This is a genomic window from Bacillus sp. AFS012607 (assembly GCF_002558005.1).
In the GTDB taxonomy this organism is placed as follows: domain Bacteria; phylum Bacillota; class Bacilli; order Bacillales; family Bacillaceae_G; genus Bacillus_A; species Bacillus_A thuringiensis_S.
In genome coordinates this window covers 139,753-163,799 of the sequence record NZ_NTVM01000028.1, presented here as the reverse complement: position 1 = coordinate 163,799, position 24,047 = coordinate 139,753, and the positions used below count along the sequence as shown (strand labels likewise).

The following is a 24,047-nucleotide window of genomic DNA, read 5'->3' as shown; positions in this document are numbered from 1 at the left end:
TAAAATCCCCAAAAAAACATAAAAAAAGCACTTTACCTTATTGACTCGAATATAAATATTATGTTATTATATAAAATTTGACATTTTTACATACGTATGCTATCATTAAAAGTGGTTACCACATATGGAGGTGGATGATTTGTTTCAAATTGGTGATAAAATCGTTTATCCAATGCACGGTGCAGGAATTATCGAAGCAATTGAAGAGAAAGAAATATTAGGTACTTCACGTCAATATTGTGTGATACGCATCATTAGTAAAGATATGCAAGTAATGCTTCCGATGGAACAATTAAAAAAATCAGGTATTCGTTATATCGTTGATCGAGGTACGTTAGATGATATACTTCTTGAATTTCAAAACGGGGAGTCAGACCCATCACTCTCATGGAAACAAAGATATACAATGAATATGGAAAAAATGAAAAATGGCAATTTACAAGATAGCGCAGAAGTGGTTCGGGATTTACTTCGCCGTAATAAAGAGAGAACATTAAATGCGAGCGAAAAACAAATGCTAGATAATGCCCGAAAAATGATGATTAGCGAAGTCGCGCTCGTACAAAATGTTACTGAACATCAAGCAACAGAATTTCTTCAAGATACAATTAATCATTAAATTTAAAATAGCTGAACGCTATTTTTTTTGTAAAAAGGACAAAGAGATAAAACTCTTTGTCCTTTTCATATTACCCACGCCCAGCTTGAAACGATGGATATAACGTCATTCCACCATCTGCAAATAGCGTAATTCCCGTTACATAACTCGCCTCTGAAGAAGCAAGCCAAGTTGCTACCGCTGCAATTTCTTCAGGTTTTCCAATATAGCCCATCGGTATCATACTTTCTACGTCAGCACGCTGCTTTGGATCAGCAAATTTTTCTGCATTTATCGGCGTATTAATTGCACCTGGCCCAATATTATTTACTCGAATACCTTTTGACGCATATTCTAGCGCTAACGTTTCTGTCATCAGTTTAATACCACCCTTACTTGCTGCATAGTGCACAAATAGTGGCCACGGAATTTTCTCATGAACACTAGACATATTAATGACAGACCCTTTAATATCATGTTCTACAAAATATTTAATCGCTTCACGACTTCCTAAAAAAGCACCTGTTAAATTTGTATTAATTACCCTATTCCAATCTTCAAGCGGCATTTCATGCGACGGTACCGCGTTTTCTATCCCTGCATTATTAATCATAACGTCAAGCGTACCAAACTCTTTCACAGCAGATTGAATGAGATTCACAACATCTGATTCGACCGTTACATCACCTTTTACAGCAATCGCTTCGCCGCCTACCTTTTTAATTTCTTCTAACACACCATTTGCTTCTGATTCTCGTGAGCGATAATTAATAACCACTTTCGCTTTTTCCTTAGCAAACCTCACTCCCATCGCTCTTCCGAGACCAGTTGCTGATCCTGTAATAACGACAACTTTCCCTGCTAAATCACTATACATTTCTATACCTCCTTTAACTTTTGGCTATACCTAACATAATTCCGGCTGCAATAATAAAAACGATACCGACAACGATACCCGTTAATTGGCGTTTCGTTTTCTTTTCACCTAATATAAGAATCCCACCAAGCGTGGAAATAATAATTCCCATTTGCGATAGCGAGAAACTTGTTGCGACTCCAACACGCGGCTGCGAAATGAATAAAAACATATTTCCAGCTGCCCAAATTAATCCTGGAATAATATTTCGGATTGCATATTTATTAAATGGCTGATGTTTAAAGGTAAGCAAAATCCCACCTAACACCATACCAACTGCTTGTGGCAACAAAGCTGACCAACCATCTACGTTAAATAGTCTAATCACTACTACGTAAACTAAATAACCGACTGTTGAAATTAATAAAATTACGATACCTCTTTTAAAGTTTGCTGCTTGCTCTGCATTTTTTTCTTCTTCACTTTGAAGCGATGTTAAAATAACACCGATAATAATACAAACGAGCGCTAAAATCCCAAGGACGACCGATATTGTCGTGGACCATTCATGAAATACGATAACGCCAAATAAAGTCGTCGCAACTAATTGAAGTCCTGTTGAAATTGGCATCGTCCTCGAAACACCCATTAAATCAATACTTTTTAATTGATTCGCCTGACCAAGCGCCCAAAATAAACCTGAAACAACTCCAACTCCAATAACGGTAGGTGTTAATACTGGCTTCATAAAAATATAAACAACAATTGAGAAAATAAGTGCTCCAAACGTTGTTCCGAGCGTTTGACTATACGGTCCCCCGCCCAGTTTTACATTAAATAGCACAATACTTCCCCAAAATATAGCTGGTAAAATTGCTAAAAATATATCCATCGCCCATTACCTTTCTCTGTAAAATGTCATAAATTGAAACTTTAATCATCCCGCAAAATAGCGGAATAAGTTACCACTCTCAATCATTAGAATGAGCTTTCATTTTTTCTTTTTTGCGAGCACAAATCTTTTCTACAACATCATTAGAAACATTCTTTTCTCGCTCCACATTTTTTACCTTTATATGATCTAAATAATCCTCCAAAGTAAGTGTAACTTTGTCATTTGGGGGATTATGCGCCCCTTGAAAAGTAAGAAATTGTAGCGTCACTTCAAATCTAGGTACAAATTCATCTTTCCTGCCGAGACGCTTTATATTCATAACTGCATCACATTCATATTGATCTTCTGTCACTTGTCTAATAACCGAATAGTACCTATTCAATAACGCACTCTCTAAAAGCTGTTCTCTTGATTCTTTCGCGAAAGAATCGCTTGGAGAAGAGAAAAAGATAGAACATATCGCTGTAATAATTACACATATTTTTTTCATAACGTCCTCCTTATCCTATAAGTTAGTGTTCTCAAAAACGCCATAAAAAAACGACTTCCCCTACTTAGGAAAGTCGTTTTAATGAATCCAATATTAACCACCACTCACTGGTGGTATAAGTGCAACAACATCACCAGATTGGACCCTGTCATCTTCATTTGCGTATTCTTCATTAATCGCAACCATAATTGGCTCTGAAACTGGTACATTATATTCTTTCGCAACAACATCTTTTAACTCTGCAACTGTAATATTTTCTTTCTCTATTTGTAATTCACTTGTCCCTGCTTCTTCTTGCAAGTGCGCAAATAACAATACTCGAATCATACTTATAGCTCCTTCCCAGGCTCTCCCGCCGGATATGGTGTTTTTTCTAATTGATCACCAATCCATGAGTCACCATCTTCCCAAAACTCCTTTTTCCAAATCGGAACAATTTGTTTTATGCGTTCCATAATATATTCGTTCGCTTCATAAGCCGCTTTACGGTGTGGTGTTGAAACAGCAACAACAACCGCTATATCAGAAATTTGCAACGTACCGATGCGATGTGTAATCGCAACATATGTATCCGGCCATTTCTCTTTCACTTCCAGGCCAATTTTCTCTAGCATCTTTTCTGCCATCGTCTTATAAGCAACATACTCTAAGTATAATGTACGACGCCCTTTCGTAAACTCTCTAACGGTTCCAATAAATGTTGTAACAGCACCGCATTCACGTCGAATCACTTTCTTCGTTACCTCTTCAATCGAGATTTCTGTATTAATTACTTCATAATATGTATTTGTCATTTCGCACTCCTAACCGTTTGTAAAAACCAGTCTATGTACAACTCTTCTTCTGTTATATGAAATACTTTATATTCTTCTCGTATATTTGCCGGGGCATCATACCACGTAATAATCGCTACTATATTTTCTACTTTATGTAAAAGCTCAACGTCTTCCGCAGAACGAAGTAACACTACTTTCGGGTAGTTCTCTTTTTTATAGCCCTCTATTAAAATTGTATCCACTTCAAAAAACTCATATAAGCGAATAATTTCTTGCAAGGACCATTTCTTTCTTAGTGAAGAAAGTGAAAGCAATCCAGCACCTTCTACACTACTTACGACAGCACCAGCTTTACGGTGTCTTTCGCTATCTTTTTGCGCTACTTCTGGAAAACCTCCGTGCCCGTGATGTTTAATGGTAGCAACCTTCATTTCCCGTTCAGCTAATGCATGCACTATTTTCTCCACAAGCGTTGTTTTTCCGCTATTTTGATATCCTACTATTTGTAAGATTGAAGTGGCTTTGCCCATGGCCAATCACATCCCTCAGAGTGCTCTAACAATAATACAGATACTTTCATCCCGGTCTCAAATCCTCTCGTTCCTCCAGGTAACACAATAAAAGCATTCGCATCTGCAAGTGAAGATACTGCACTCGATTTATCTAAACCGACCGGCATCGCTTGTAACGCCCCGTCCACAATCGTTACGTTTGCTCTTACGAAACGAGTAAATGGATTTGGCTTTGGAAAATCTTTTTGTAAAATAGCATCCGCTCTATATACGTGAGGTTCCTTCGCATACAAATACGTTTTTATAATTGGTTGCACAAATAATTCAAAGCCTACATAACAAGCAGACGGATTTCCTGATAAACCGAAAAGTAACTTCCCATCAAATTCAGCTACTGTCGTTACACTTCCAGGTCTCATGGCTATTTTATTAAAGAGTACATTCGCCTGTAACCTTTCATAAATAGCTGGTAAGTAGTCATAATCTCCTACCGATACACCGCCAGTTGTAATTAAAATGTCGACCTCATCCATCGCTAATTGAATAGCTGTAAAACATGCATCTAACTCATCCGCGAGTTGACCATAATAACGAACTTTCCCGCCAGCTTTCATAATTTGAGCTGCGATCATATACGAGTTACTATTTCTAATTTTCCCCGGTTCTAACGGCTCATGTACTTCTAATAATTCACTCCCTGTCGTTACAATACCGACAACAGGCTGTTTTATAACTTTCACAGTGCTATATCCAAACGTTGCTAGTAAGGCCGCAACTCCTGGATTAATTGCCACACCTTTCTTAACGAGAACTTGATTTTGTTTTATATCTTCTCCTTTAAACGACACATTGTCACCGTTATTAAAAGGGCGTTTTAACTTCATATATGTTTTTCCGTTCTTCTCAAATCCTTCTGTCAGCTCTAGCATTACAACTGCATTGCAATCTTCTGGAATAGCTGCTCCTGTCATAATTCGAATCGCTTCAAAAGCTCCTACTTCTTCTAAAAAAACAGAACCCGCCCCGATCTCTCCTATTACTTCAAATTCAACTGGATTCTCTTGGGTTGCTCCTTTCGTATCTTCTGCTCGAATGGCGAAACCGTCGTAAGGGGAACGATCAAAATGAGGAACTTCATGATCTGAGACAACATCTTCCCCGAGAATTCTCCCGTAACTTTCCGTAATAGAAATTTCTTCTACTTCACCATGCTTCGCATATTTCATTACCCGTTCTACTGCTTCAGCAACTTGAATTGGAATTCGTTTTTCTACCATCGTTTCTCACCTCATATTTGCAATTTTTTTTATCTCGATTAAACTTTATGTATTCAATAGAAATTACTTCAAGGAGGAATTCCATGTCTTCATTTACACATTTTAATGACCAAGGACGCGCAAAAATGGTTGATATAAGTGACAAAAAAGCAACCGTTCGAACAGCAATTGCGTGCTCTAGCATTGTCGTTACGAAAGAAATTTACGATAAAATCTCTCACAATGAAATTGGGAAAGGTGACGTATTAGCAGTTGCGCAAATCGCAGGCATTATGGCTGCGAAACGAACTTCTGATATTATCCCAATGTGCCATCCTTTATTATTAAAAGGTGTTGACGTTTCTTTTGATTGGAAACAATCAGAAGAACAATATCGTTTACTCATTGAAGTAAAAGTTAAAACAGAAGGTAGCACCGGTGTTGAAATGGAAGCTTTAACAGCTGCTTCCGCTACCGCTCTTACTGTGTATGATATGTGTAAAGCTGTCGATAAAGGTATGATTATCGGCGAAACATACTTACTTGAAAAAACAGGTGGAAAAAGTGGAGATTATACGAGAAATTCATAATCCTCTCTCCGTTGAACCTAAAGGATTTCCTTTAGGTTCAACCTATATATCTTGCATATAAACTTTTCGCTACATTCATATCATTCGTCCCATGAATGAACGCCCTGCCATCTGTAAATAAAACAAAACGATATTCTTCTACCGGAAATGATAATAGATAAGGTGTCGCCTTTATCTCTACACTTCTTTGTAAGCGCTTTTTAATTTCTTCTAAATTAAAATTCTTCCGCACACCTGGGCGAATTTGTACTGTATTTCGCCCACATAACACTTCTGTTTTTGTTTGTGCTTCAAATGTTAAACTCGGATATGTACGTAACCTTCCGCAAGATAAACAAGTATCTTTTTTCTGCCTATTCACTTTAAATGCCATCTGTTGATTATTCCAAAGATCAAATGATAACATCGTTTCACGAAGCGCCCCAAAGTCTTCTACTAATATTTTCAGCGCTTCCGTAATTTGATGCGCAACTACTAATTGTACTGCCGGTTGTATAATACCAGCTGTGTCACATGTTGCTCCGCTCGCCGGATGCTCCATTAAACAGCGAAAACACGGTGTTTTCCCTGGTAAAATTGTATACGTTACTCCGTAACTTCCGACACACCCACCATATATCCACGGAATATTATACTTTTGTGAAATATCATTAATAAGAAGACGCGTTTCAAAATTATCTGTCGCATCTAATATTAAATCTACATCACGCACTAGCTCTTCCATTTCTTGCACCGTTACATCCGTCACAACTGGATTTATTTCCACCTCAGAATTAATCGCTTGTAAATGTTCTGCAGCCGCTATCGCCTTCGGTTTATACTGCTTTGCATCTTCTTCCGTATATAGTTGTTGTCTTTGTAAATTACTCCATTCTACATAATCACGATCAGCAATCGTTACTTTTCCAACACCTGCTCTAACAATCGCTTCTGCATTTGCCGCACCGAGAGCACCAGCACCAATAATAAGCACATGCTTCTCTCTTATTTTTCTCTGTCCTTCTTCTCTAACACCAGAAAATAATATTTGTCTTGAATATCGCTCCTGCATGCGATAGCCCCCTTTCTTATCCTCCTATATAAGACATTTCGATTTTCGGACGATTTTTTGCACTTTCTTCTGTCCGTTCATCCGAATACCTATCTTTTCTATTCATCCATACATCTTGTATAACACTTAATAACTCCTCATCCGAAAGATTTCCTCTAAGAAGTTCTCTTACATTCAAACCCTCTGTCGCAAATAAGCACGTATAAAACTTTCCATCTGCCGAAATTCTTGCCCTCGTACAAGAGGCACAAAATGACTCAGAAACAGATGTAATAAAACCAACTTCAACATTTGTTCCAACGTACCGATATCGCTTCGCAACTTCACCAAAGTAATGGACTTCAGCTGGCTCAAGCGGATACACCTTATGAATCATCTCAATCAATTCTCGTTTTGTAACCACTTGATCAAAATTCCACCCATTTGTACTACCAACATCCATAAACTCAATAAACCTAAGCGTGATTCCTTGCTCTTTAAAATACGCAGCCATCGGAAGTACTTGATGATCGTTCATCCCTTTTTTCACAACCATATTTACCTTTACTTCCAGCCCCGCCTCTTTAGCTGCTATAATTCCCTTAATCACCGGTTTCGTATTAATATTTCGACCATTAATATTCCTAAATATGTCGTCATCTATCGCATCTAAACTAACATTCACTCTATGTAATCCAGCTTCTTTTAATGCCTTCGCTTGTTTCGTTAAATGGATAGCATTTGTCGTTAACCCTATATCTATTAGCCCATCAATTTTCACGAGACGTGCAATCAGTTTTGTTAAATCTTTACGAAGCAGTGGCTCACCGCCAGTAATTCTAATTTTTCGTACACCGATGTTAACAAATAATTTTGCCAAACGCTCAATTTCATCAAAAGTTAGTAAAAACTCATCTTTCAAAAAAGCATAATCTGGCCCAAATATTTCCGCCGGCATACAATATGTACATCTAAAATTGCAACGATCAATGACAGATATACGTAAATCTTGAAGTGGGCGTCCAAAAAAATCTTTAACCATCTCCTGCATCGCCACCCTCCCTTTCTGCCAAATTTCTTTCTTTTCATTCTATTATAATATATTTTCGGACTGCGATGTTTTTGCCCAAGTGAATAAAGTGAAACTTTAAATAATTAGAGGGTATCCACTCCCCCTGGTTAACGAGGTTTACTTCCAGATACAAGGATAAAAAAACCTTGAAACATAAAAGTTTCAAGGTTTTCTGCTTATTAACTTAATCTAATAATCGTTAGAGTAGCCCCTGGCGTTGCCGTAGATAATGTAGCCAACGCAATTACTCCAAATAATTGTAAACTAACTGCAGCTCCAGCAGGCAAGTTAGCGATTATTGTTGCACTAAATGAACCTGCAGCCACTGCCGGAGAGTTTATCGTTCCCGCAAGCGGACTGCCATTTACAGTTATACGGGAACTTACAAGTAATCCTGCCGTTAAATTAATTGTATAGGCTATATAATAGTTTCCTGCATTCGCAACTGTAAATACAGTATTTCCACCACTAACGGTTATTCCTGGTCCAATATTTTGATTGTTTGGTAACGGAATATTCGTGCCACCTAACAAAACAGAAATAATACTTCCTGATGTATTATTCGCAAATGCATATGTTGCAGTTGTACTGACTCCAGTCGCCCCGGTCGCTCCTGTTGCTCCGGTTGCTCCAGCTCCTGTTGGACCAGTTGGACCTTGTATTCCTTGTGAACCTGTTGGACCTGTATTTCCAGTTGGTCCTTGGGAACCTGTTGCTCCTGTAGCCCCTGTTGGGCCTTGGATTCCTTGCGGGCCTTGAATTCCTTGTGGACCTGTCGCTCCTGTTGCTCCTGTAGCTCCCGTTGGACCTTGTATCCCTTGAACTCCTTGGGGACCTTGCGCTCCCGTTGCCCCTGTGTCCCCTGTAGGACCTTGGGGACCTTGCAATCCTTGCACACCTTGAGGACCGGTTGGACCTATCTCTCCTTGTACCCCTTGTATTCCTGTTGGGCCTTGAGGACCGGTCGGACCTTGGATCCCTTGAATTCCTTGAATCCCCTGTGGGCCTTGTGCTCCCGTGGCTCCGGTTGCTCCTTGAATCCCTTGAGGGCCTTGTTCCCCTTGAATTCCTTGGGGACCGGTTGGACCTTGGATTCCTTGCGGGCCTTGGATTCCCTGTGGTCCTTGATCTCCTGTCGCACCAGTTACTCCTTGTATCCCTTGCGGACCTTGTATCCCTTGCGGACCAGTTGGACCAATATCTCCTTGCACACCTTGTATTCCTTGAGGACCTTGTAACCCTGTCACTCCGGTTGCTCCCGTTTCTCCTGTCGCTCCTGTCACTCCAGTTGAGCCTGTCGCACCAGTATCCCCTGTTACTCCTGTCGCACCAGTTGCTCCTGTCGGGCCAGGTGGTCCACCCGATGGACCAGTTACTCCCGTCGGACCTGATGGCCCTGTTGGGCCGGACGGTCCTGCTGGTCCTCCAGAAGGTCCCGTTACCCCTGTTGCTCCCGTTATTCCAGTTGGGCCTGTAGTTCCTTCCCCTGTCGCACCTGTTGCTCCTGTATCTCCTGTTGCCCCCGTCGGACCTTGGATTCCTTGAATTCCCTGTGGACCTTGCACTCCTTGTGCGCCCGTCGCTCCTTGAATTCCTTGTACTCCTTGCACACCTTGGGGACCCATCGGACCTGTTGGACCAATCTCCCCTTGAGCACCTTGCACTCCTTGGGGACCCTCTGGACCCGTTGCTCCTATTTCCCCTTGTATCCCTTGAATTCCAGTTGCTCCTTGTACTCCAGTTGCTCCCGTTATCCCTTGCACACCTTGTATTCCCTGTATTCCTTGTGGACCTTGTGGGCCTGTTGTTCCTACCGGTCCTTGAATACCTTGTATCCCCTGAGGACCCTCTGGACCCGTTGCTCCAACTGGTCCTGGCACTCCTTGTATTCCTTGCGGGCCCTGAAGTCCCTCTGGGCCTTCTGGACCTGTTGGTCCTATATCACCCATCGGACCTTGTATCCCTTGAACTCCCTGTGGTCCCGTTGCTCCTGATGGCCCTGGTACTCCTTGTATTCCTTGTGGACCTTGATCTCCTGTTGCTCCTGTGACCCCTTGAGGCCCTATAGCCCCCTGTATACCTTGTGGACCTTGATCCCCTGTTGCTCCCGTTACCCCTTGAATACCCTGAACCCCTTGGATTCCTTGTTCACCAGTTATTCCTGTCGGACCAGGAATACCTTGAATCCCCTGCGGTCCTTCTGGACCTGTTGGGCCAATTGACCCTTGAATACCTTGTATTCCTTGCAAGCCCTGTGCTCCCGTACTTCCAGTCGGACCTGTAGTTCCCGTTGCTCCTGTTACACCTGTACTTCCTGTAGCCCCAGTATCCCCCGTTGCTCCAGTCGCACCTGTACTCCCACTCGGTCCGCCACCCGGACCTGTCGCACCAGTTGGCCCCGTCGGGCCAGGAGGTCCTCCAGATGGTCCAGTTATCCCAGTTGGGCCTGTTATTCCAGTCGGACCTGTTAGCCCCTGACCCGTTGCTCCGGTTGCACCTGTATTTCCACTCGGTCCTTGTGTTCCTTGTATCCCTTGTGCTCCTTGTATTCCTTGTGGACCAGTTGCACCCGGTAACCCTTGGACGCCTTGAATTCCTTGAGGTCCCTCAGGTCCTGTCGCTCCAATTGGCCCTTGCAATCCCTGTATCCCTTGTATACCTTGTGCCCCAGTCGCTCCCGTTGGACCAATCGGACCTTGTAACCCTTGCACACCTTGAGGTCCTGTCGCTCCAGTTTCTCCTTGTGGTCCTCTCAATCCTTGTGCTCCCTGCTGCCCTTCTGGTCCAGTTGCACCTATTGGTCCAACTGGACCTTGAATCCCTTGCACACCTTGAGGTCCAGTCGGACCCATCTCTCCCATTGGACCTTGAAATCCTCTCGGTCCTTGCGGTCCAGTCGGACCTTGTGGACCTGTTGGACCAGTAATCCCTATACCCGTAAATCCAGTTGGAACAGGAGGAAAAGTAGGACCAATAAGTTCTGGTGGAATTCTAAAATTAGATTGTTGTTTCCCTTTATTATCACGATTCTTCACACTTTCACCACCTACAAACCGTCTTTTTCATAATAAATAAACCTCTTCTTAATCTATTTACAAAAATAATCTCCAAGACTATTTTTATTTCAAATAAATAAAACTCCCTTAATTCCTTAAGGGAGTCCTGCAATTGAATCCATATTATCTGTATTAGGGACAGCTTGCGCTATACCCGATGTATTTACACTTTGCCCCATATTTGTTCCTGTTACAGTACCAGCAGGGGTGCCCCTTGTATATGTCGTCGTCACCGAATCTCCCGGCTGTAAACAAAGCTTCGTTTCTGTCCCTATTACTGTAACAACATCAATCCAAGTACACCCCATTGAACCACTATACGATTTCGTAGCAGTAAATGAAGTATCACTCAAATTATCACCTGTAAATATATTCCCAGTATTATTAACAATAACAAACTCTTTTATATGCGCAGGCATAATTACACTCTACCTTTCCTTTATGAACCTAACGTACGTGTACTCGTTGCCAAAGGCGGAAGAAATACCGATGTTCTAATCACCGCTTCTGGCTGTCTTTTTCCATTTAAAAAAATAGCCGCACTCGATCCTCCAGCTCCTGCATATACTTTCGCCACAGCTAAAGGCGAGATATCATAACAGTCACCAACATTAACAGCTCCTGTATTATTAATAATTTTTACTTTACGCAAATTAACCCCCATTTACCCCTCCTCCTTTTTTATACTGTATGCAAAAGAAAAAAACTTGAAACAGACTCGTTTCAAGTTTTTAACTATTAACTATTTCGTTTCACCTTCATATTGAAGCATACCGCCAACCATGTTCACTGTTTTAAATCCTTGCTCATTTAAATAATGACATACATTTTCACTGCGCATTCCTGAACGACAAATAAAGATATATTCATTCTCTTTATTAAAGAAGTCTACTTTATGTGGGATATCGCCCATTTTAATATGTACAGCTTCTGGAATCTTTCCTGCCGCTACTTCTTCATCTTCTCTTACGTCTACTAGAAATAACGTTTCTCCATTTTCTAAACGCACTTGTACCTCTTCTGTAGTAATTGTTTTAACTTCTGTCATATGTAGTTCCTCCTTATATACAATAAAACCTTTAGTTTCTTTTCCACAAACATTCTCTACCAATTTTAGCATGCAAAAGAAAGAACGCAAAGAATCGAAAAGCTATTTCTCAATTTTCTCGCAAAACTTATTCTTTACAAACATAACTAGCACATTGTATCCTCAATATACTTGTTTTATGAAAGGAGTCGATTAAAATGTCGCTTTTTCTTTTCATTATGGGCATTGTGTTCTTAATCGCTGCAATTATTGCACTTAGTATGCAAAATAATAAAAAGATAAAATCTCCCCAAGAAATGTCATTCTTATTTCTATTACTTAGTATAGCGTTCTTCGGCATAGCAATCGCTACATATATATTCCGTCTACAAATCATGTAAAAAAAGGTGCCTACTACACATATTGCACCTTTTTCACATAATTTATTTCCTACACAAAACTAGATACTTTCCGATTTAAAAATTCATAAATTTTCTTTTCAAATAAATGAATATCAAATGCTCCTGCCATATGCCCATTTATACTTTCTATCTCATACACTTCCGCATATTTTCCTTGTTTTTGCAAAATGTCTACCATTTTATAATTATAACGTGGCGGCTGAAGCAAATCTTGTTTGCACGGAATCATAAGTACATTCGCTTCTATGTTAGAAAGAGATTCTTCTAGTGAAGAAAACCCATGTGCAATATCATGCAATAAAACCGCCTTCGCAGTATACATCCATGAATTTGCATCTACTAACTCTATACTTCTATATGTCGCTTTATTTATCTCTTTTTCAAATGATGTTAATGTAGAAAACTTTTCATAAGGTTCTATCTCTATACTATTACGAGGAAATGCCATTTCATAAAAATGCTCATCAAACGCATTCATAAACATCATTCTATTTGCTAAATGAAGCCCCTTTATCGGCTGCTCTTCTCCGTATTTTCCATCTTTCCAACTTGGATCCAGTTGAATTGCCTCAATCGCATTTTGTGCTACGTTTACAGACGTAATAATTGGATTTTGTGGGTTCGTAATAACGCCAATCATCCGCTCTACCATATGTGGATAGTGAACCGCCCATTGTTGTGCAATCATTCCCCCCGCCGACGGTCCGATTACAGCGTGTAACCTTGAAATTCCCATACCTTTTATTAACTCATATTGCATACGAGCTACATCAAGAAATGTAAAAACCGGAAAATCCATAGCATATTCTTCTCCAGTTTCTGGGTTAATCGATTTCGGTCCTGTTGTAATCACATATGGATTCTTCACCTGCACATTACAAAGATTATCCGTACATATAACAAAATACTTATTTGTATCAATTGCTTTTCCAGGTCCAATGAGCCCATCCCACCAACCAGACTCCTCATCATGCACTGTATATTTTCCTGCCGCATGACTTGTTGCACTAAAATAATGACAAACCAAAATCACATTTGACCTTTCTCTATTCAACGTACCATATGTCTCGTATCCCATTTGAACAGGAATTTCCCTACCATTTTCAAACGTAAATTCTTTTAAAACAAACTTCTCCTTTTTTACAATTTGCACAGACTCTCCCTCTCCCCGTTATAGTATGAACTGCTTACTAAAGGTTTTTTTCTATGTAAACCAATCTCCTCCTTCTTTTCATAAATAAATGAATAATATACAAAATTAGCCACAAAATAGCACTATATTACACAATTAAAGAGGGCATACATATGATTTGGAATTGGTTTCGTAAGAAAAAAAAATCAAATACAACAGAGGCAAAAGAAGCCGATAACTGGGAGCAGCAGTCTAACAATCCAGATGACGATAACAAAGAACAGACTAGAAGTATGAAACATACTAAAGGTAAAAATAACGAGCAAGATGACTCTTCTCAAGAGAAACAGCAAAACTCTAAGCAAGATGACTCTTCTCAAGAGAAACAGCAAAACTCTAAGCAAGATGATTCTTCTCGGGATAAGCAACAAAGTGCTAAACAAGGTGATTCTTCTCAAAGTAAGCAACAAAGCTCTGGAGGTAATAGTATTTATGACTTTACCAAACCAGAAAAAGACCGTATTCATTCTCTACAAGATTTAATAGAGAAACTTAAAAAGTCTAGTGATTTTATTAATTACCATACATCTGACGATGAAACGATGCCTTATTGGATTTCTTACTATCGCCCTTCACTTGATGGAGAGAAATTACAGAAATATTTAATGCCCACTCTTTTAGAGAAACCCTGTGCTTCTCTAGAACAACTAAAAGAACATATTCCGATGAGCGGCATTACAATTACGAACGACTTACAAAAAATTGAGGACATGGTTTTAAAGGGACATGCGATTATTCAATTGAATCAGCAAGATCAAAAGTGTATGCTTGCAAACATTGCAATTGATACTTACCGGGCACCAAGCCCTCCATTAAATGAATCAACAGTTATCGGTCCACAAGAAGGCTTTGTAGAAGCTATTGATACGAATATTAATTTAGTACGAAAACGCCTTCCTGTTTTAGATTTACAAACAAAAGAAATGATTGTCGGCGAATTTTCCAAAACGAAAGTTGTCATGATGTATTTAGACAACCTCGCCGAAAAAGATAATATAGATTTTCTCGAGGAGTCATTACGTGCTCTTGAATATGATCAAATTAATGATAGCGCTTATATACAAGAACTTATGGGTGAAAAGTCGATTTTCCCTCTCTATATCAATACAGAACGTACTGATAGGGTGACAAAAGCACTCATTGATGGGAAAATTGCTATTTTTGTGGATGGTTCTCCAAGTGTTTTACTAACACCTGTATCCTATTTCGATTTTTTCATTTCACCAGAAGACTATAACGTCTCTTGGTTATACGCTACATTTTCACGCATTTTACGCCTTATCGCTGTTCTATTTTCTATCTGTGCTACACCGTTATACGTTGCAGTTTTAAATTATCATTATGAACTTATTCCAAGTGATTTACTTGAAACTTTGATTTTATCAAGGGCGCAAGTACCATTCCCACCTTTAATTGAAGCACTCTTTTTAGAACTCGCAATCGATTTATTAAGAGAGGCTGGCGCGAGGTTACCGATGAAAGTTGGTCAAACGCTCGGTATTGTAGGCGGTATCGTAATCGGACAAGCATCTGTACAAGCTGGTTTAACGAGTAACATTTTATTAATTATCGTTGCCTTATCAGCACTTGCTTCCTTTATTACACCTATTTATAAAATGGGTAATGCTGTTCGATTACTACGCTTCCCGTTTCTCATATTTGCAGAAATAGGTGGACTTTTCGGTATTTCTCTTGGATTTATCTTTTTATTTACTCATCTATTTAGACTTACTTCCTTACGCAAGCCGTACGCTTTGTTTTATCCGACAAGACAACAATCGGTTAAAGATTCTTGGATTCGTTTCCCATTAACAATGATTGATACAAGAGATGTGCAGGCAAGACCACAACATGTAAAAAAAGCTGCTAAAGGAATTTCAACAAAACATAGATCAGACTTTGATGATTAAGAGATGAGGTGCATTGATGAGTAAAGTTCAAGAAAAATATCAAATATCTCCTACCTTTGTTTTCTTCTTAATTCACGGTGCACAGTTTGGAGCTGGCGTTCTCGGATTTGCTCGAATCACCGCAAAGGCCGCTGGATACGACGGCTGGATGGGCGTTCTAATCACAGGACTCTGTATCCAAATTCTTATATGGATGATGTATTTTTTATTAAAAGAAACAAACGGGAATTTAATTGATTTACAACGACAAACCTTTGGAAAGTGGATAGGAAACGTCTTTAATATCATCTTTGCAACTTATTTTTTAATCGTCAGTATTTCGGTTATTCGAACATACGTTGAAATTATTCAAGTATGGATGTTCCCAACTGCCTCCACCTTTATGTTAACACTCTTTTTATGCCTAGTTAGCTATTACATCATTTCTTCTGGATTTCGTGTCATTACTGGCATTTGCGTCATCTCTGTTGGTGGTACGCTAGGGTATTTATTTCTAAGCTTATTTGTTTTGAAATACTCACATTGGGAGAATTTACTACCTATTTTCACACATTCTTTTTCAGATATTTTAAAATCCGCTCAACTGTCAATCTACAGTATGACTGGTTTTGAGATTTACCTCATGGTTTATCCATTTGTGAAAAACCCTAAACAATCTCATAAATTTGCTCAATATGGGGCACTATTTTCAAACCTTCTATATTTATTTAGCACCCTTTTAGCCTTTTCGTTTTTTAGTGAAAAACAATTATTAAAAACGATATGGGCCCAACTTTCTATGACCCAAGTTATTCAATTACCATTCATAGAAAGGCTAGAATATATCGCAATTTCAGCTTATGCCCTCGTTATTATTACAAGTTTCATTCTACCTTTGTGGGCGGCAACGAGAGCAACGCACGAAATATTCCGTGTAAAACAAAGAGGTGTTTTAATCGCTTTTATGTTTATCACCCTCATTGTTTCACAACTTTTAACAAACAGACACGATATTAATAATTTTATTAGTAATGCATCAAAAGGAAGCTTTTGGCTCATTTATGTATACATCCCAATTCTATTTATTATTGTGTGGGTGAAAAGAAAATGGAAAAAATCAAAAATAAATTAATACTTATCTCTTGTATAACACTCTTTAGTCTAACTGGATGTTTACAAAAAAATATTATCGATGACGTACACCTTATCCAAGGAACTGTCTTCGATGTAGCAAAAGATAATAAAATAAAGGTAACATTTGTTTGTCCTATTCAGCAAAAAGGGAACAAAGTTCAAGTTTTTGAAGGAACAGCAAATGCGGTAAAACAAGTAAAAGCTGACACATCTTTAGAGTCTTCTCAACCATTTGCGAGCGGACAAATGCGGGTTGCTCTATTTACCACCCGAATTGCTAAGAAAGGAATGGTTGCTTCCTTCGATACATTAATTCGTGATGTAAACATTGGGAATGCCTTATATGTTGCTTTACTTGAAGGTAATGGTACTGAACTCTTAAAAGGAAAGTACACGACTTCATCCAACGTTGCAATTTATATAAAAAAAATGCTAGAACATAATATGGAGACCGGTCCTTTACCAACAGATAATCTGCATGTAGGAGCTTTCCGTTATTATCAAGAAGGGCAAGACTACTATATTCCAATTTTAAAGAAACATGGTGATAAAATAAAAATCACGGGAATTGGTCTTTTTAAAAAGGATAAATATGTTGGTAAAATCGCGGAAAAAGATATGTTTATATTCAAAGGACTTTTAGAAAAACATAAGTTAGATTCACATGAATTTAAAGCAGATCCTGGGTACGTAATGATTAATAATATTCGTTCTATTCCAACATACGATATAAAAATAAAAAATGGTAAGCCTTCCTTTTCCATTCATGTTAAACTTGAGGCTCGTATTCAAGAAGTATCGAAACAGATTAACTTAGAGAATGCTAAGAACACAAAAAAGATTGAGAAGGTCGTTCAAAAACAATTGGAGACACAAGGTAAGAAATTAATTAAGCAGTTTAAATCTTTAGATGTCGATCCTCTTGGGCTAGGAGCTAAATATAAGCAACATTATCGCCCATTCAAATTAGAGGAGTGGAAACAAATGTACAAAGATGTTCCAGTTACTATAAAATACACCGTAGACATTACAAATTCTGGTGTAATTGAATGAGAAATGATTGAACTCCTCTCTCCAGCATGATACAACGGAGAGAGGAGTTTTTTATTATCAAATAGAGAGAGAAGATATTTATGGGGGAGCTTATGTCTAAAAAATTAGTAAAGCCTATTTTAAATGGTATTTTATTTCTCGGCGTCTTTTTATTTGCTCATACATACTTAAAAAATGTTTCCTTCACACGTTATTTACTTGTCGTTATACCAATGTTACTCGTCGGTATTTTTGGCATCGATCTTATTTTATCCCTTTTAATAAAAAAAGAAGAATAACAAGCGAACATCTTATTTCGATAAGATGTTCTTTTCATTTCATAATCACCTTATGTTACAATGAAATTCGGCAGAAAACGAGAAAGGATGAAACAACATGGCAAACGAAAAAGGTTTAGATAAAGGATTCGAACTTGTTGCAAAAATGCATGAAGAGTTCGGACATCCTGTGAAAAATACTCCAACAAAACTAACAGAAGAGCGTGCAAAAATTCGTGCAAGTTTTATGCAAGAAGAGCTAGAAGAATTTCTAGAAGCAACGACTGTTGAAGATCAATACGATGCACTGATTGACCTTATTTACTTTGCATTCGGAACGTTTGCCGAAATGGGCGTACGTCCTGATAAAGGATTTGAAATTGTAAATAACGCAAACATGGCAAAACTATTCCCTGATGGAAAACCCCGATTCCGTGAAGGCGATGGCAAAATTCTAAAACCAGAAGGCTGGCAAGCACCAGAACCACAACTTCGTGCTGAAATCGAACGTCAGCGCAAAGAAGCTGAAAAAAACTGCTAGGATTTCCTAGCAGTTTTTTATTATGTCTTTTTTCTGCAATTCATTAATGACCCACGTGTCCCGCGTGTCCTGCTGCTCCACTAATGCTAGCTGCTCCTGCCGCTGCCCCTGCTGCTCCTGCTCCAATTCCACCTGCCCAAGGAGAAGATTGTTGCTGTTGATATTGTTGGTATTGTTGGTGCTGTTGGTGCTGTTGACCATGTTGGCCTTGATGACCGTGTTGACCATGTTGGCCTTGATGACCGTGTTGACCGTGGTGACCTTGGTGACCTTGGTGACCTTGGTGACCTTGGTGACCTTGGTGGCCTTGGTGGCCTTGGTGGCCGTGATGGCCTTGATGGCCTTGATGGCCTTGATGGCCTTGATGGCCTTGATGGCCTTGGTGAGTTTGATAAAGAACAGCTTGCGGATGAATGTGGTGGTGACCGTGGTGATGTACTTGTTGTTGATGACCGTGGTGACCTTGGTCATGATGGTGTCCATGATGACCATGTTGGCCTTGATGATGGTGATGTCCATGATGACCGTGAACAACTTGCGGATACCCACCTATTCCTCCAGCTACAACACCCACTCCCGGTACCGGGAATCCTGTCTGCACTCCTCCAACGAAAGAAGGAAATGTAGTTGGTGCTCCTACTGGAAATCCTGTCTGTACGCCAGCTACTGATGTCGGAAATCCTCCTGTTACTGTAGGCATTCCACCCCCTGATGTCGAAAAGCCCCCCATTGATGTAGGCATTCCAGTTTGCATGCCAGCTACCGATGTTTGGAACCCTCCTGCTGCTCCACCCATCCAGCTCGGAATTCCACCGTATCCTTGTTGGCCAGCCCCTCCCATTAACATCATTTGTTCATAACTATCCGATTCACCTCCGAAGAAGCCATGTGGTGCATTATTGTCCATCCCTTTCATTCCTTTCACCTCTTCTACTCAATTTAGCCTACCTTTTTTATCATATTTCCTATAGAAAAATAGGTGTTTGTCTGTATGGGAATTCCGCTCTTTTATTTATACGTAGTGGAATAATTGAAAACTTAGACTAAAGTGATTCAGAGATTATTTTCTACACAAAAAAGCTCAGAGCATAAATGCTCTGAGCTTTTATTTAGAATGAATTAGTTTGCAACAACGTTAACAAGTTTTCCAGGAACAACAATTACTTTACGAACTGTTTTCCCTTCAATTTGGTCTTGAATTGCTTCAAGTGCAAGTTGTTCCATTTCTTCTTTTGATGCGTCTTTACTCATTGTTAGTTTTGCGCGAACTTTACCCATAACTTGAACAACGATTTCAACTTCATCTTCTACAAGTTTAGACTCATCAAATATTGGCCAGCTTGCATATGTGATTGTTTCATTATATCCAAGTTTGCTCCATAGCTCTTCCCCGATGTGAGGTGCAACTGGTGCGATCATTTTTACGAAACCTTCTACATATTCTTTCGGAAGTGTTTCAGCTTTGTATGCATCATTGATGAATACCATCATTTGAGAAATCGCTGTGTTGAAGCGAAGCTCTGCATAGTCTTCTGTTACTTTCTTCACTGTTTGGTGGTAAGCTTTTTCAAGCTCTTTATTTGGTGCGTCAGTAATTTTCTCACTTAATTCACCGTTATCTTGAACGAATAGACGCCATACGCGGTCTAGGAAACGACGAGCTCCGTCAAGACCATTTTCAGACCAAGCGATTGAAGCATCTAATGGTCCCATGAACATTTCGTATAGACGAAGTGTATCTGCACCGTGGCTTGCTACGATATCATCAGGGTTTACAACGTTACCTTTTGATTTACTCATTTTCTCGTTGTTTTCACCTAAAATCATACCTTGGTTGAATAATTGTTGGAACGGCTCTTTCGTTGGAACTACCCCGATATCGTATAATACTTTATGCCAGAAACGAGCATATAGTAGGTGAAGTACAGCATGCTCTGCTCCGCCGATATAAATATCAACTGGAAGCCATTGTTTTACTTTTTCAGGATCTACAAGTGCTTCGCTATTGTTTGGATCGATGTAACGTAGGTAATACCAGCAGCTACCAGCCCATTGTGGCATTGTATTTGTTTCACGACGACCTTTTTTACCAGTCTCAGGATCAACAACATTTACCCACTCGTCAATGTTAGCAAGTGGTGATTCACCTGTACCTGAAGGACGGATGTTTTCTGTTTTCGGAAGAACTAATGGTAATTCTTCTTCCTTCACAGCTGTCATTGTCCCATCTTCCCAGTGAATTACCGGAATTGGCTCACCCCAGTAACGTTGACGGCTGAATAACCAGTCACGCAGACGGTACGTTACTTTTTGATTTCCTGCGCTCGTTACTTCAAGCCATTCAATCATTTTTGCGATTGCTTCTTCTTTATTTAATCCATCAAGGAATGCTGAGTTTACGTGTGCACCATCACCTGTGTACACTTCTTTCGTAATATCTCCGCCTTTTACAACTTCCTTCATCGGAAGATTGAATACTGATGCGAATTCATAGTCACGCTCATCATGAGCTGGAACTGCCATTACGGCACCTGTTCCGTAAGTTGCAAGAACATAGTCAGCAATCCAGATTGGTAATTTCTCACCGTTTACTGGGTTAACTGCGTAAGCACCAGTGAATACACCAGTTTTCTCTTTCGCAAGTTCTGTACGCTCTAGGTCACTCTTCATTTTTACAGCGTTAATGTAAGCTTCTACCGCTTCTTTTTGTTCTGCTGTTGTAATTTCTGCAACAAGTGCATGTTCCGGAGCTAGTACACAGTATGTTGCACCAAATAGTGTATCAGGGCGCGTTGTGAATACTGTGAACTTCTCGTCTGTACCATCGATATTGAAGTGTACTTCTGCACCTTCAGAACGACCGATCCAGTTACGTTGCATATCTTTTAAGCTTTCTGGCCAATCAAGCTCATCTAGATCTTCTAATAGACGATCTCCGTAAGCTGTAATTTTTAACATCCACTGTCTCATCGGACGACGCTCAACTGGATGTCCACCACGCTCACTCTTACCGTCAATGATTTCTTCATTTGCAAGTACTGTACCAAGTGCTGGACACCAGTTTACAGGTACTTCATCAACGTAAGCTAAGCCTTTTTCAAATAGTTTTAAGAAGATCCATTGTGTCCACTTATAGTAGTTTGGATCTGTTGTATTTACTTCACGGTCCCAATCATAAGAGAAACCTAGTGATTTAATTTGGTTACGGAACGTATTAATATTATGCTCTGTAAATTCAGCTGGGCTATTTCCAGTATCAAGTGCATATTGCTCTGCTGGAAGACCAAATGCATCCCATCCCATTGGATGAAGAACGTTATACCCTTGCATACGCTTCATACGAGATAAAATATCTGTCGCTGTATAACCTTCTGGATGTCCTACGTGTAGGCCTGCACCTGATGGATATGGGAACATATCTAGTGCATAAAATTTTGGTTTTTCTGTCTCATCTGGCGTACGGAATGTTTTATTCTCTTCCCAGTACCCTTGCCACTTCTTCTCAATATCTTGATGATTAAAGCTCATGAGATACCCTCCTTGAAATTCTATTTATTTTCACCGCCCAAAATACAAAAAACCTCTCATCCCTAGAAAGGGACGAGAGGTTTTAGATTCCCGCGGTACCACCCTAAATTAATGTAAAAATATACATTCGCTTAGATCCGTAACGTGGATTAACGGCAATTGCTACTATTAGTTTCACAACTGCAACTCAAAGGCGAGTTCATAACGAAACGTGGATTGACTTGCACCGACCGTCAACTCTCTAAACCAGCTTCTATTACTACTACTCCTTCTCACTGTTATTACACATATGAGTTAATGTGAACTACCCTCCACTTAGTATCTCTAAAAAGCTTACTTAAAGCGGGGCTTCTCGGTTAATCGTTACTTTTAATAACTAACGAATTCGTCTTAAGACAGCCGAGCTATCTCCCTTGTTCTAAAGGTTGTTTTATTTAAATATATTCTAAAACATGTTACATGTTCCGTCAAACTAAACTGCAATTTTTTCTTCAACTGTTTCTTCTACTTTTACTCGTTTATCATACATGCTCGTTGCTATAAGCGCTACTACAAGCATTACCATGATTGCTATAAACAATACTTCCATATTGTATAAATCAACAATCGCTCCGCCAACGACCGGCCCGAACATTTTCCCTACAGTCGCCGCGCTATTTACAACACCTTGATAAAAACCTAGTTTATCTTTTGGTGCAAGTATATTTGCAATCGTCGGAACTGCTGGCCACACAAATAATTCACCGATTGTTAATGTTACCATCGCAACGAGGAACATCGTAAATTGCTGCGCTTGACTTAACACAATGAATGACGCCGCAAAAATGAAGATTCCAATCATAATTTGCTGTTTTAAAGAACGCTTCATCCAGCGAATTAGCATACTAACAAGTGGCTGCGCACAAACAATCATAGCTCCATTTATCGTCCATAATAAACTATAATGACGAAGGCTAATATTCAATTCTTGCATATGTGTTGCAATCGCTCCTTGCCACTGTACGTATGTAACCCAGCATAAAGCATATGCTACACACACGATCAGAAGTGCTTTAAATCCAGGTGTAAGTGACCAACCTTTTTTCGTTTCGATTTCCTTTTGCACTCCTGGCTCTTTCTTGTCTTCCATACCACGGAATCCAATAAAAGCAATTAAGAAGAAAACAAAATATAAAATAAAATTCGCTAAGAAAATATAATCAAAACGATATGATGCAACTAATCCACCACACGCTGTTCCAATCGCAATACCAACATTTTGTCCAACGTACATCGCATTAAATGCCCGTCTTCCGCCCTCTGGCCAAACCGTACCAACCATCGCATACATCGATGGGAAGACCATTCCAGAACCGAAGCCGATTAACGCTAGCCACACAACATATAACGGCCAACCGTGGAAGAACACAAGACCTAAAATTGATACAAGTGTAATAACAATTCCTACTAAAGTTGATTTATAACCGCCCCATTTATCAAATAAAACACCGCCGAGCAAGTTTCCGATTACACCAGTAAGCGAGTTGATCATTAATACCATTCCGGCCACAGATAAAGATTTTCCTAGGTGATCATGCAAATAAATTGTATTAAAAGGCCATAAAAAAGAAGCACCCGTGACATTAATAATCATCCCAGCTACTAATAGCCATACTTTCCTTGGCATAGTTTCCCCTCCTATTCTATTTTTTTCGTTCATATATATAACAGTAAAATTGTAGTCGTTTTTAAATAGGAAGGCAACTGATTAATAGTTGATGAAATTCAGATAATGGTTCATCGGTAAATGAAATTATACTGATCCCTGTTTGAAAATATATTGACTTACCGACAAAAACGACATCAGTAACAATATATAAATAAGGGGAGACTG

Annotated in this window: 25 protein-coding genes and 1 other annotated feature; of the genes, 8 read left to right on the top strand and 17 right to left on the bottom strand. The window is 39.5% G+C overall.

The window, feature by feature from the left end; genetic code table 11:
- Nucleotides 1-124: 124 nt before the first annotated feature.
- Nucleotides 125-619 carry a CarD family transcriptional regulator gene (locus tag CN409_RS26790; protein ID WP_000451446.1) on the top strand — a complete coding sequence of 165 codons (495 nt, stop codon included), beginning with the start codon at nucleotides 125-127 and terminating at the stop codon, nucleotides 617-619.
- Between the two features lie 70 nt (nucleotides 620-689).
- Here the strand turns inward: CN409_RS26790 and CN409_RS26785 are convergent, their stop codons facing one another.
- The 7 genes from CN409_RS26785 to CN409_RS26755 form a co-directional block, all read right to left on the bottom strand.
- Nucleotides 690-1,475, bottom strand: coding sequence for a glucose 1-dehydrogenase (locus tag CN409_RS26785; RefSeq protein ID WP_000286680.1), 786 nt, complete (start codon nucleotides 1,473-1,475; stop codon nucleotides 690-692).
- Between the two features lie 13 nt (nucleotides 1,476-1,488).
- On the bottom strand, nucleotides 1,489-2,346 hold the full coding sequence (gene glcU / locus CN409_RS26780; RefSeq protein ID WP_000350863.1) for a glucose uptake protein GlcU: 858 nt from the start codon (nucleotides 2,344-2,346) through the stop codon (nucleotides 1,489-1,491).
- A 79-nt stretch (nucleotides 2,347-2,425) separates the two neighbouring features.
- A complete protein-coding gene (locus tag CN409_RS26775; RefSeq protein ID WP_086390943.1) occupies nucleotides 2,426-2,839 on the bottom strand; it encodes a DUF3888 domain-containing protein in 414 nt (137 codons plus the stop codon).
- Nucleotides 2,840-2,932: 93 nt separating this feature from the next.
- Nucleotides 2,933-3,166: a molybdopterin converting factor subunit 1 gene (gene moaD / locus CN409_RS26770; RefSeq protein ID WP_000621773.1), complete on the bottom strand. Its 234-nt coding sequence runs from the start codon at nucleotides 3,164-3,166 to the stop codon at nucleotides 2,933-2,935.
- 2 nt (nucleotides 3,167-3,168) lie between these two features.
- Nucleotides 3,169-3,633: a molybdopterin synthase catalytic subunit MoaE gene (gene moaE / locus CN409_RS26765; RefSeq protein WP_000185947.1), complete on the bottom strand. Its 465-nt coding sequence runs from the start codon at nucleotides 3,631-3,633 to the stop codon at nucleotides 3,169-3,171.
- Nucleotides 3,630-4,151: a molybdopterin-guanine dinucleotide biosynthesis protein B gene (gene mobB, locus CN409_RS26760; RefSeq protein ID WP_002081993.1), complete on the bottom strand. Its 522-nt coding sequence runs from the start codon at nucleotides 4,149-4,151 to the stop codon at nucleotides 3,630-3,632. The genes moaE and mobB overlap by 4 nt, the downstream gene beginning before the upstream one ends.
- The gene (locus CN409_RS26755; protein ID WP_000229704.1) at nucleotides 4,115-5,404 is read right to left on the bottom strand and encodes a molybdopterin molybdotransferase MoeA; all 1,290 of its coding nucleotides are present in this window, start codon (nucleotides 5,402-5,404) and stop codon (nucleotides 4,115-4,117) included. Before CN409_RS26755 ends, mobB begins: the two co-directional genes overlap by 37 nt.
- Before the next feature lie 83 nt (nucleotides 5,405-5,487).
- On the opposite strand from CN409_RS26755, the gene moaC reads away from it, so the two are divergent.
- Nucleotides 5,488-5,973: a cyclic pyranopterin monophosphate synthase MoaC gene (moaC, locus tag CN409_RS26750; RefSeq protein WP_000094146.1), complete on the top strand. Its 486-nt coding sequence runs from the start codon at nucleotides 5,488-5,490 to the stop codon at nucleotides 5,971-5,973.
- Between the two features lie 37 nt (nucleotides 5,974-6,010).
- Here moaC and CN409_RS26745 read toward each other — a convergent pair whose 3' ends face one another.
- From CN409_RS26745 to CN409_RS26720, 6 genes are all read right to left on the bottom strand, one after another.
- Nucleotides 6,011-7,024: a molybdopterin-synthase adenylyltransferase MoeB gene (locus CN409_RS26745; protein ID WP_001158115.1), complete on the bottom strand. Its 1,014-nt coding sequence runs from the start codon at nucleotides 7,022-7,024 to the stop codon at nucleotides 6,011-6,013.
- Nucleotides 7,025-7,040: 16 nt separating this feature from the next.
- The gene (moaA, locus tag CN409_RS26740) at nucleotides 7,041-8,054 is read right to left on the bottom strand and encodes a GTP 3',8-cyclase MoaA (RefSeq protein ID WP_001157112.1); all 1,014 of its coding nucleotides are present in this window, start codon (nucleotides 8,052-8,054) and stop codon (nucleotides 7,041-7,043) included.
- Between the two features lie 200 nt (nucleotides 8,055-8,254).
- A complete protein-coding gene (locus tag CN409_RS26735; protein WP_097892130.1) occupies nucleotides 8,255-11,110 on the bottom strand; it encodes a BclA-related collagen-like exosporium protein in 2,856 nt (951 codons plus the stop codon).
- Nucleotides 11,111-11,226: 116 nt separating this feature from the next.
- Complete coding sequence (locus CN409_RS26730) at nucleotides 11,227-11,550, bottom strand: hypothetical protein (protein WP_001110864.1); 324 nt, start codon at nucleotides 11,548-11,550, stop codon at nucleotides 11,227-11,229.
- Nucleotides 11,551-11,570: 20 nt separating this feature from the next.
- A complete protein-coding gene (locus CN409_RS26725) occupies nucleotides 11,571-11,795 on the bottom strand; it encodes a spore germination protein (RefSeq protein WP_000538719.1) in 225 nt (74 codons plus the stop codon).
- Nucleotides 11,796-11,873: 78 nt separating this feature from the next.
- On the bottom strand, nucleotides 11,874-12,179 hold the full coding sequence (locus CN409_RS26720; protein ID WP_000141224.1) for a rhodanese-like domain-containing protein: 306 nt from the start codon (nucleotides 12,177-12,179) through the stop codon (nucleotides 11,874-11,876).
- 197 nt (nucleotides 12,180-12,376) lie between these two features.
- Between CN409_RS26720 and CN409_RS26715 the strand changes: the two genes are divergently transcribed.
- On the top strand, nucleotides 12,377-12,559 hold the full coding sequence (locus tag CN409_RS26715; protein WP_000051780.1) for a hypothetical protein: 183 nt from the start codon (nucleotides 12,377-12,379) through the stop codon (nucleotides 12,557-12,559).
- Between the two features lie 49 nt (nucleotides 12,560-12,608).
- Here the strand turns inward: CN409_RS26715 and CN409_RS26710 are convergent, their stop codons facing one another.
- Nucleotides 12,609-13,733, bottom strand: coding sequence for a homoserine O-acetyltransferase family protein (locus CN409_RS26710; RefSeq protein WP_001167625.1), 1,125 nt, complete (start codon nucleotides 13,731-13,733; stop codon nucleotides 12,609-12,611).
- Nucleotides 13,734-13,885: 152 nt separating this feature from the next.
- On the opposite strand from CN409_RS26710, the gene CN409_RS26705 reads away from it, so the two are divergent.
- The 5 genes from CN409_RS26705 (at nucleotide 13,886) to CN409_RS26685 (ending at nucleotide 18,646) form a co-directional block, all read left to right on the top strand.
- Nucleotides 13,886-15,682: a spore germination protein gene (locus CN409_RS26705; protein WP_097981965.1), complete on the top strand. Its 1,797-nt coding sequence runs from the start codon at nucleotides 13,886-13,888 to the stop codon at nucleotides 15,680-15,682.
- A gap of 16 nt (nucleotides 15,683-15,698) precedes the next feature.
- On the top strand, nucleotides 15,699-16,793 hold the full coding sequence (locus CN409_RS26700; RefSeq protein ID WP_000049080.1) for a spore germination protein: 1,095 nt from the start codon (nucleotides 15,699-15,701) through the stop codon (nucleotides 16,791-16,793).
- Nucleotides 16,769-17,848, top strand: coding sequence for a Ger(x)C family spore germination protein (locus CN409_RS26695; protein WP_000411348.1), 1,080 nt, complete (start codon nucleotides 16,769-16,771; stop codon nucleotides 17,846-17,848). Before CN409_RS26700 ends, CN409_RS26695 begins: the two co-directional genes overlap by 25 nt.
- A 92-nt stretch (nucleotides 17,849-17,940) precedes the next feature.
- On the top strand, nucleotides 17,941-18,126 hold the full coding sequence (locus tag CN409_RS26690; protein ID WP_000038780.1) for a macro domain-containing protein: 186 nt from the start codon (nucleotides 17,941-17,943) through the stop codon (nucleotides 18,124-18,126).
- Nucleotides 18,127-18,223: 97 nt separating this feature from the next.
- A complete protein-coding gene (locus tag CN409_RS26685; RefSeq protein WP_001262632.1) occupies nucleotides 18,224-18,646 on the top strand; it encodes a pyrophosphohydrolase domain-containing protein in 423 nt (140 codons plus the stop codon).
- Nucleotides 18,647-18,689: 43 nt separating this feature from the next.
- Here the strand turns inward: CN409_RS26685 and CN409_RS26680 are convergent, their stop codons facing one another.
- The 3 genes from CN409_RS26680 to CN409_RS26665 all read right to left on the bottom strand — a co-directional run bounded on the left by CN409_RS26680 (nucleotide 18,690) and on the right by CN409_RS26665 (nucleotide 23,840).
- Entirely contained in the window at nucleotides 18,690-19,562 is an 873-nt protein-coding gene (locus CN409_RS26680; RefSeq protein WP_098217955.1) for a vrrB protein, read from the bottom strand.
- 203 nt (nucleotides 19,563-19,765) lie between these two features.
- Nucleotides 19,766-22,174 (bottom strand): leucine--tRNA ligase, encoded by a 2,409-nt coding sequence (leuS, locus tag CN409_RS26670; RefSeq protein ID WP_000009441.1) that lies wholly within the window; start codon nucleotides 22,172-22,174, stop codon nucleotides 19,766-19,768.
- Between the two features lie 65 nt (nucleotides 22,175-22,239).
- Nucleotides 22,240-22,459 (bottom strand) — a binding site (T-box leader).
- Between the two features lie 187 nt (nucleotides 22,460-22,646).
- Nucleotides 22,647-23,840 carry an MDR family MFS transporter gene (locus tag CN409_RS26665; protein WP_001137549.1) on the bottom strand — a complete coding sequence of 398 codons (1,194 nt, stop codon included), beginning with the start codon at nucleotides 23,838-23,840 and terminating at the stop codon, nucleotides 22,647-22,649.
- Between the last annotated feature and the right edge of the window lie 207 nt (nucleotides 23,841-24,047).

Excerpts from the sequence above, each read along its gene's own strand:
- CN409_RS26715 (WP_000051780.1), top strand. The coding sequence starts at position 12,377 with ATGTCGCTTTTTCTTTTCATTATGGGCATTGTGTTCTTAATCGCTGCA.
- CN409_RS26730 (WP_001110864.1), bottom strand. The coding sequence starts at position 11,550 with ATGCCTGCGCATATAAAAGAGTTTGTTATTGTTAATAATACTGGGAAT.
- moaC (WP_000094146.1), top strand. The coding sequence starts at position 5,488 with ATGTCTTCATTTACACATTTTAATGACCAAGGACGCGCAAAAATGGTT.
- CN409_RS26680 (WP_098217955.1), bottom strand. The coding sequence starts at position 19,562 with ATGAAAGGGATGGACAATAATGCACCACATGGCTTCTTCGGAGGTGAA.
- leuS (WP_000009441.1), bottom strand. The coding sequence starts at position 22,174 with ATGAGCTTTAATCATCAAGATATTGAGAAGAAGTGGCAAGGGTACTGG.
- CN409_RS26720 (WP_000141224.1), bottom strand. The coding sequence starts at position 12,179 with ATGACAGAAGTTAAAACAATTACTACAGAAGAGGTACAAGTGCGTTTA.
- moaE (WP_000185947.1), bottom strand. The coding sequence starts at position 3,633 with ATGACAAATACATATTATGAAGTAATTAATACAGAAATCTCGATTGAA.
- CN409_RS26700 (WP_000049080.1), top strand. The coding sequence starts at position 15,699 with ATGAGTAAAGTTCAAGAAAAATATCAAATATCTCCTACCTTTGTTTTC.
- CN409_RS26775 (WP_086390943.1), bottom strand. The coding sequence starts at position 2,839 with ATGAAAAAAATATGTGTAATTATTACAGCGATATGTTCTATCTTTTTC.
- CN409_RS26665 (WP_001137549.1), bottom strand. The coding sequence starts at position 23,840 with ATGCCAAGGAAAGTATGGCTATTAGTAGCTGGGATGATTATTAATGTC.
- moaA (WP_001157112.1), bottom strand. The coding sequence starts at position 8,054 with ATGCAGGAGATGGTTAAAGATTTTTTTGGACGCCCACTTCAAGATTTA.
- CN409_RS26690 (WP_000038780.1), top strand. The coding sequence starts at position 17,941 with ATGTCTAAAAAATTAGTAAAGCCTATTTTAAATGGTATTTTATTTCTC.
- CN409_RS26725 (WP_000538719.1), bottom strand. The coding sequence starts at position 11,795 with ATGGGGGTTAATTTGCGTAAAGTAAAAATTATTAATAATACAGGAGCT.
- moaD (WP_000621773.1), bottom strand. The coding sequence starts at position 3,166 with ATGATTCGAGTATTGTTATTTGCGCACTTGCAAGAAGAAGCAGGGACA.
- CN409_RS26705 (WP_097981965.1), top strand. The coding sequence starts at position 13,886 with ATGATTTGGAATTGGTTTCGTAAGAAAAAAAAATCAAATACAACAGAG.
- CN409_RS26790 (WP_000451446.1), top strand. The coding sequence starts at position 125 with ATGGAGGTGGATGATTTGTTTCAAATTGGTGATAAAATCGTTTATCCA.
- glcU (WP_000350863.1), bottom strand. The coding sequence starts at position 2,346 with ATGGATATATTTTTAGCAATTTTACCAGCTATATTTTGGGGAAGTATT.
- CN409_RS26745 (WP_001158115.1), bottom strand. The coding sequence starts at position 7,024 with ATGCAGGAGCGATATTCAAGACAAATATTATTTTCTGGTGTTAGAGAA.
- CN409_RS26785 (WP_000286680.1), bottom strand. The coding sequence starts at position 1,475 with ATGTATAGTGATTTAGCAGGGAAAGTTGTCGTTATTACAGGATCAGCA.
- CN409_RS26685 (WP_001262632.1), top strand. The coding sequence starts at position 18,224 with ATGGCAAACGAAAAAGGTTTAGATAAAGGATTCGAACTTGTTGCAAAA.
- CN409_RS26755 (WP_000229704.1), bottom strand. The coding sequence starts at position 5,404 with ATGGTAGAAAAACGAATTCCAATTCAAGTTGCTGAAGCAGTAGAACGG.
- CN409_RS26695 (WP_000411348.1), top strand. The coding sequence starts at position 16,769 with ATGGAAAAAATCAAAAATAAATTAATACTTATCTCTTGTATAACACTC.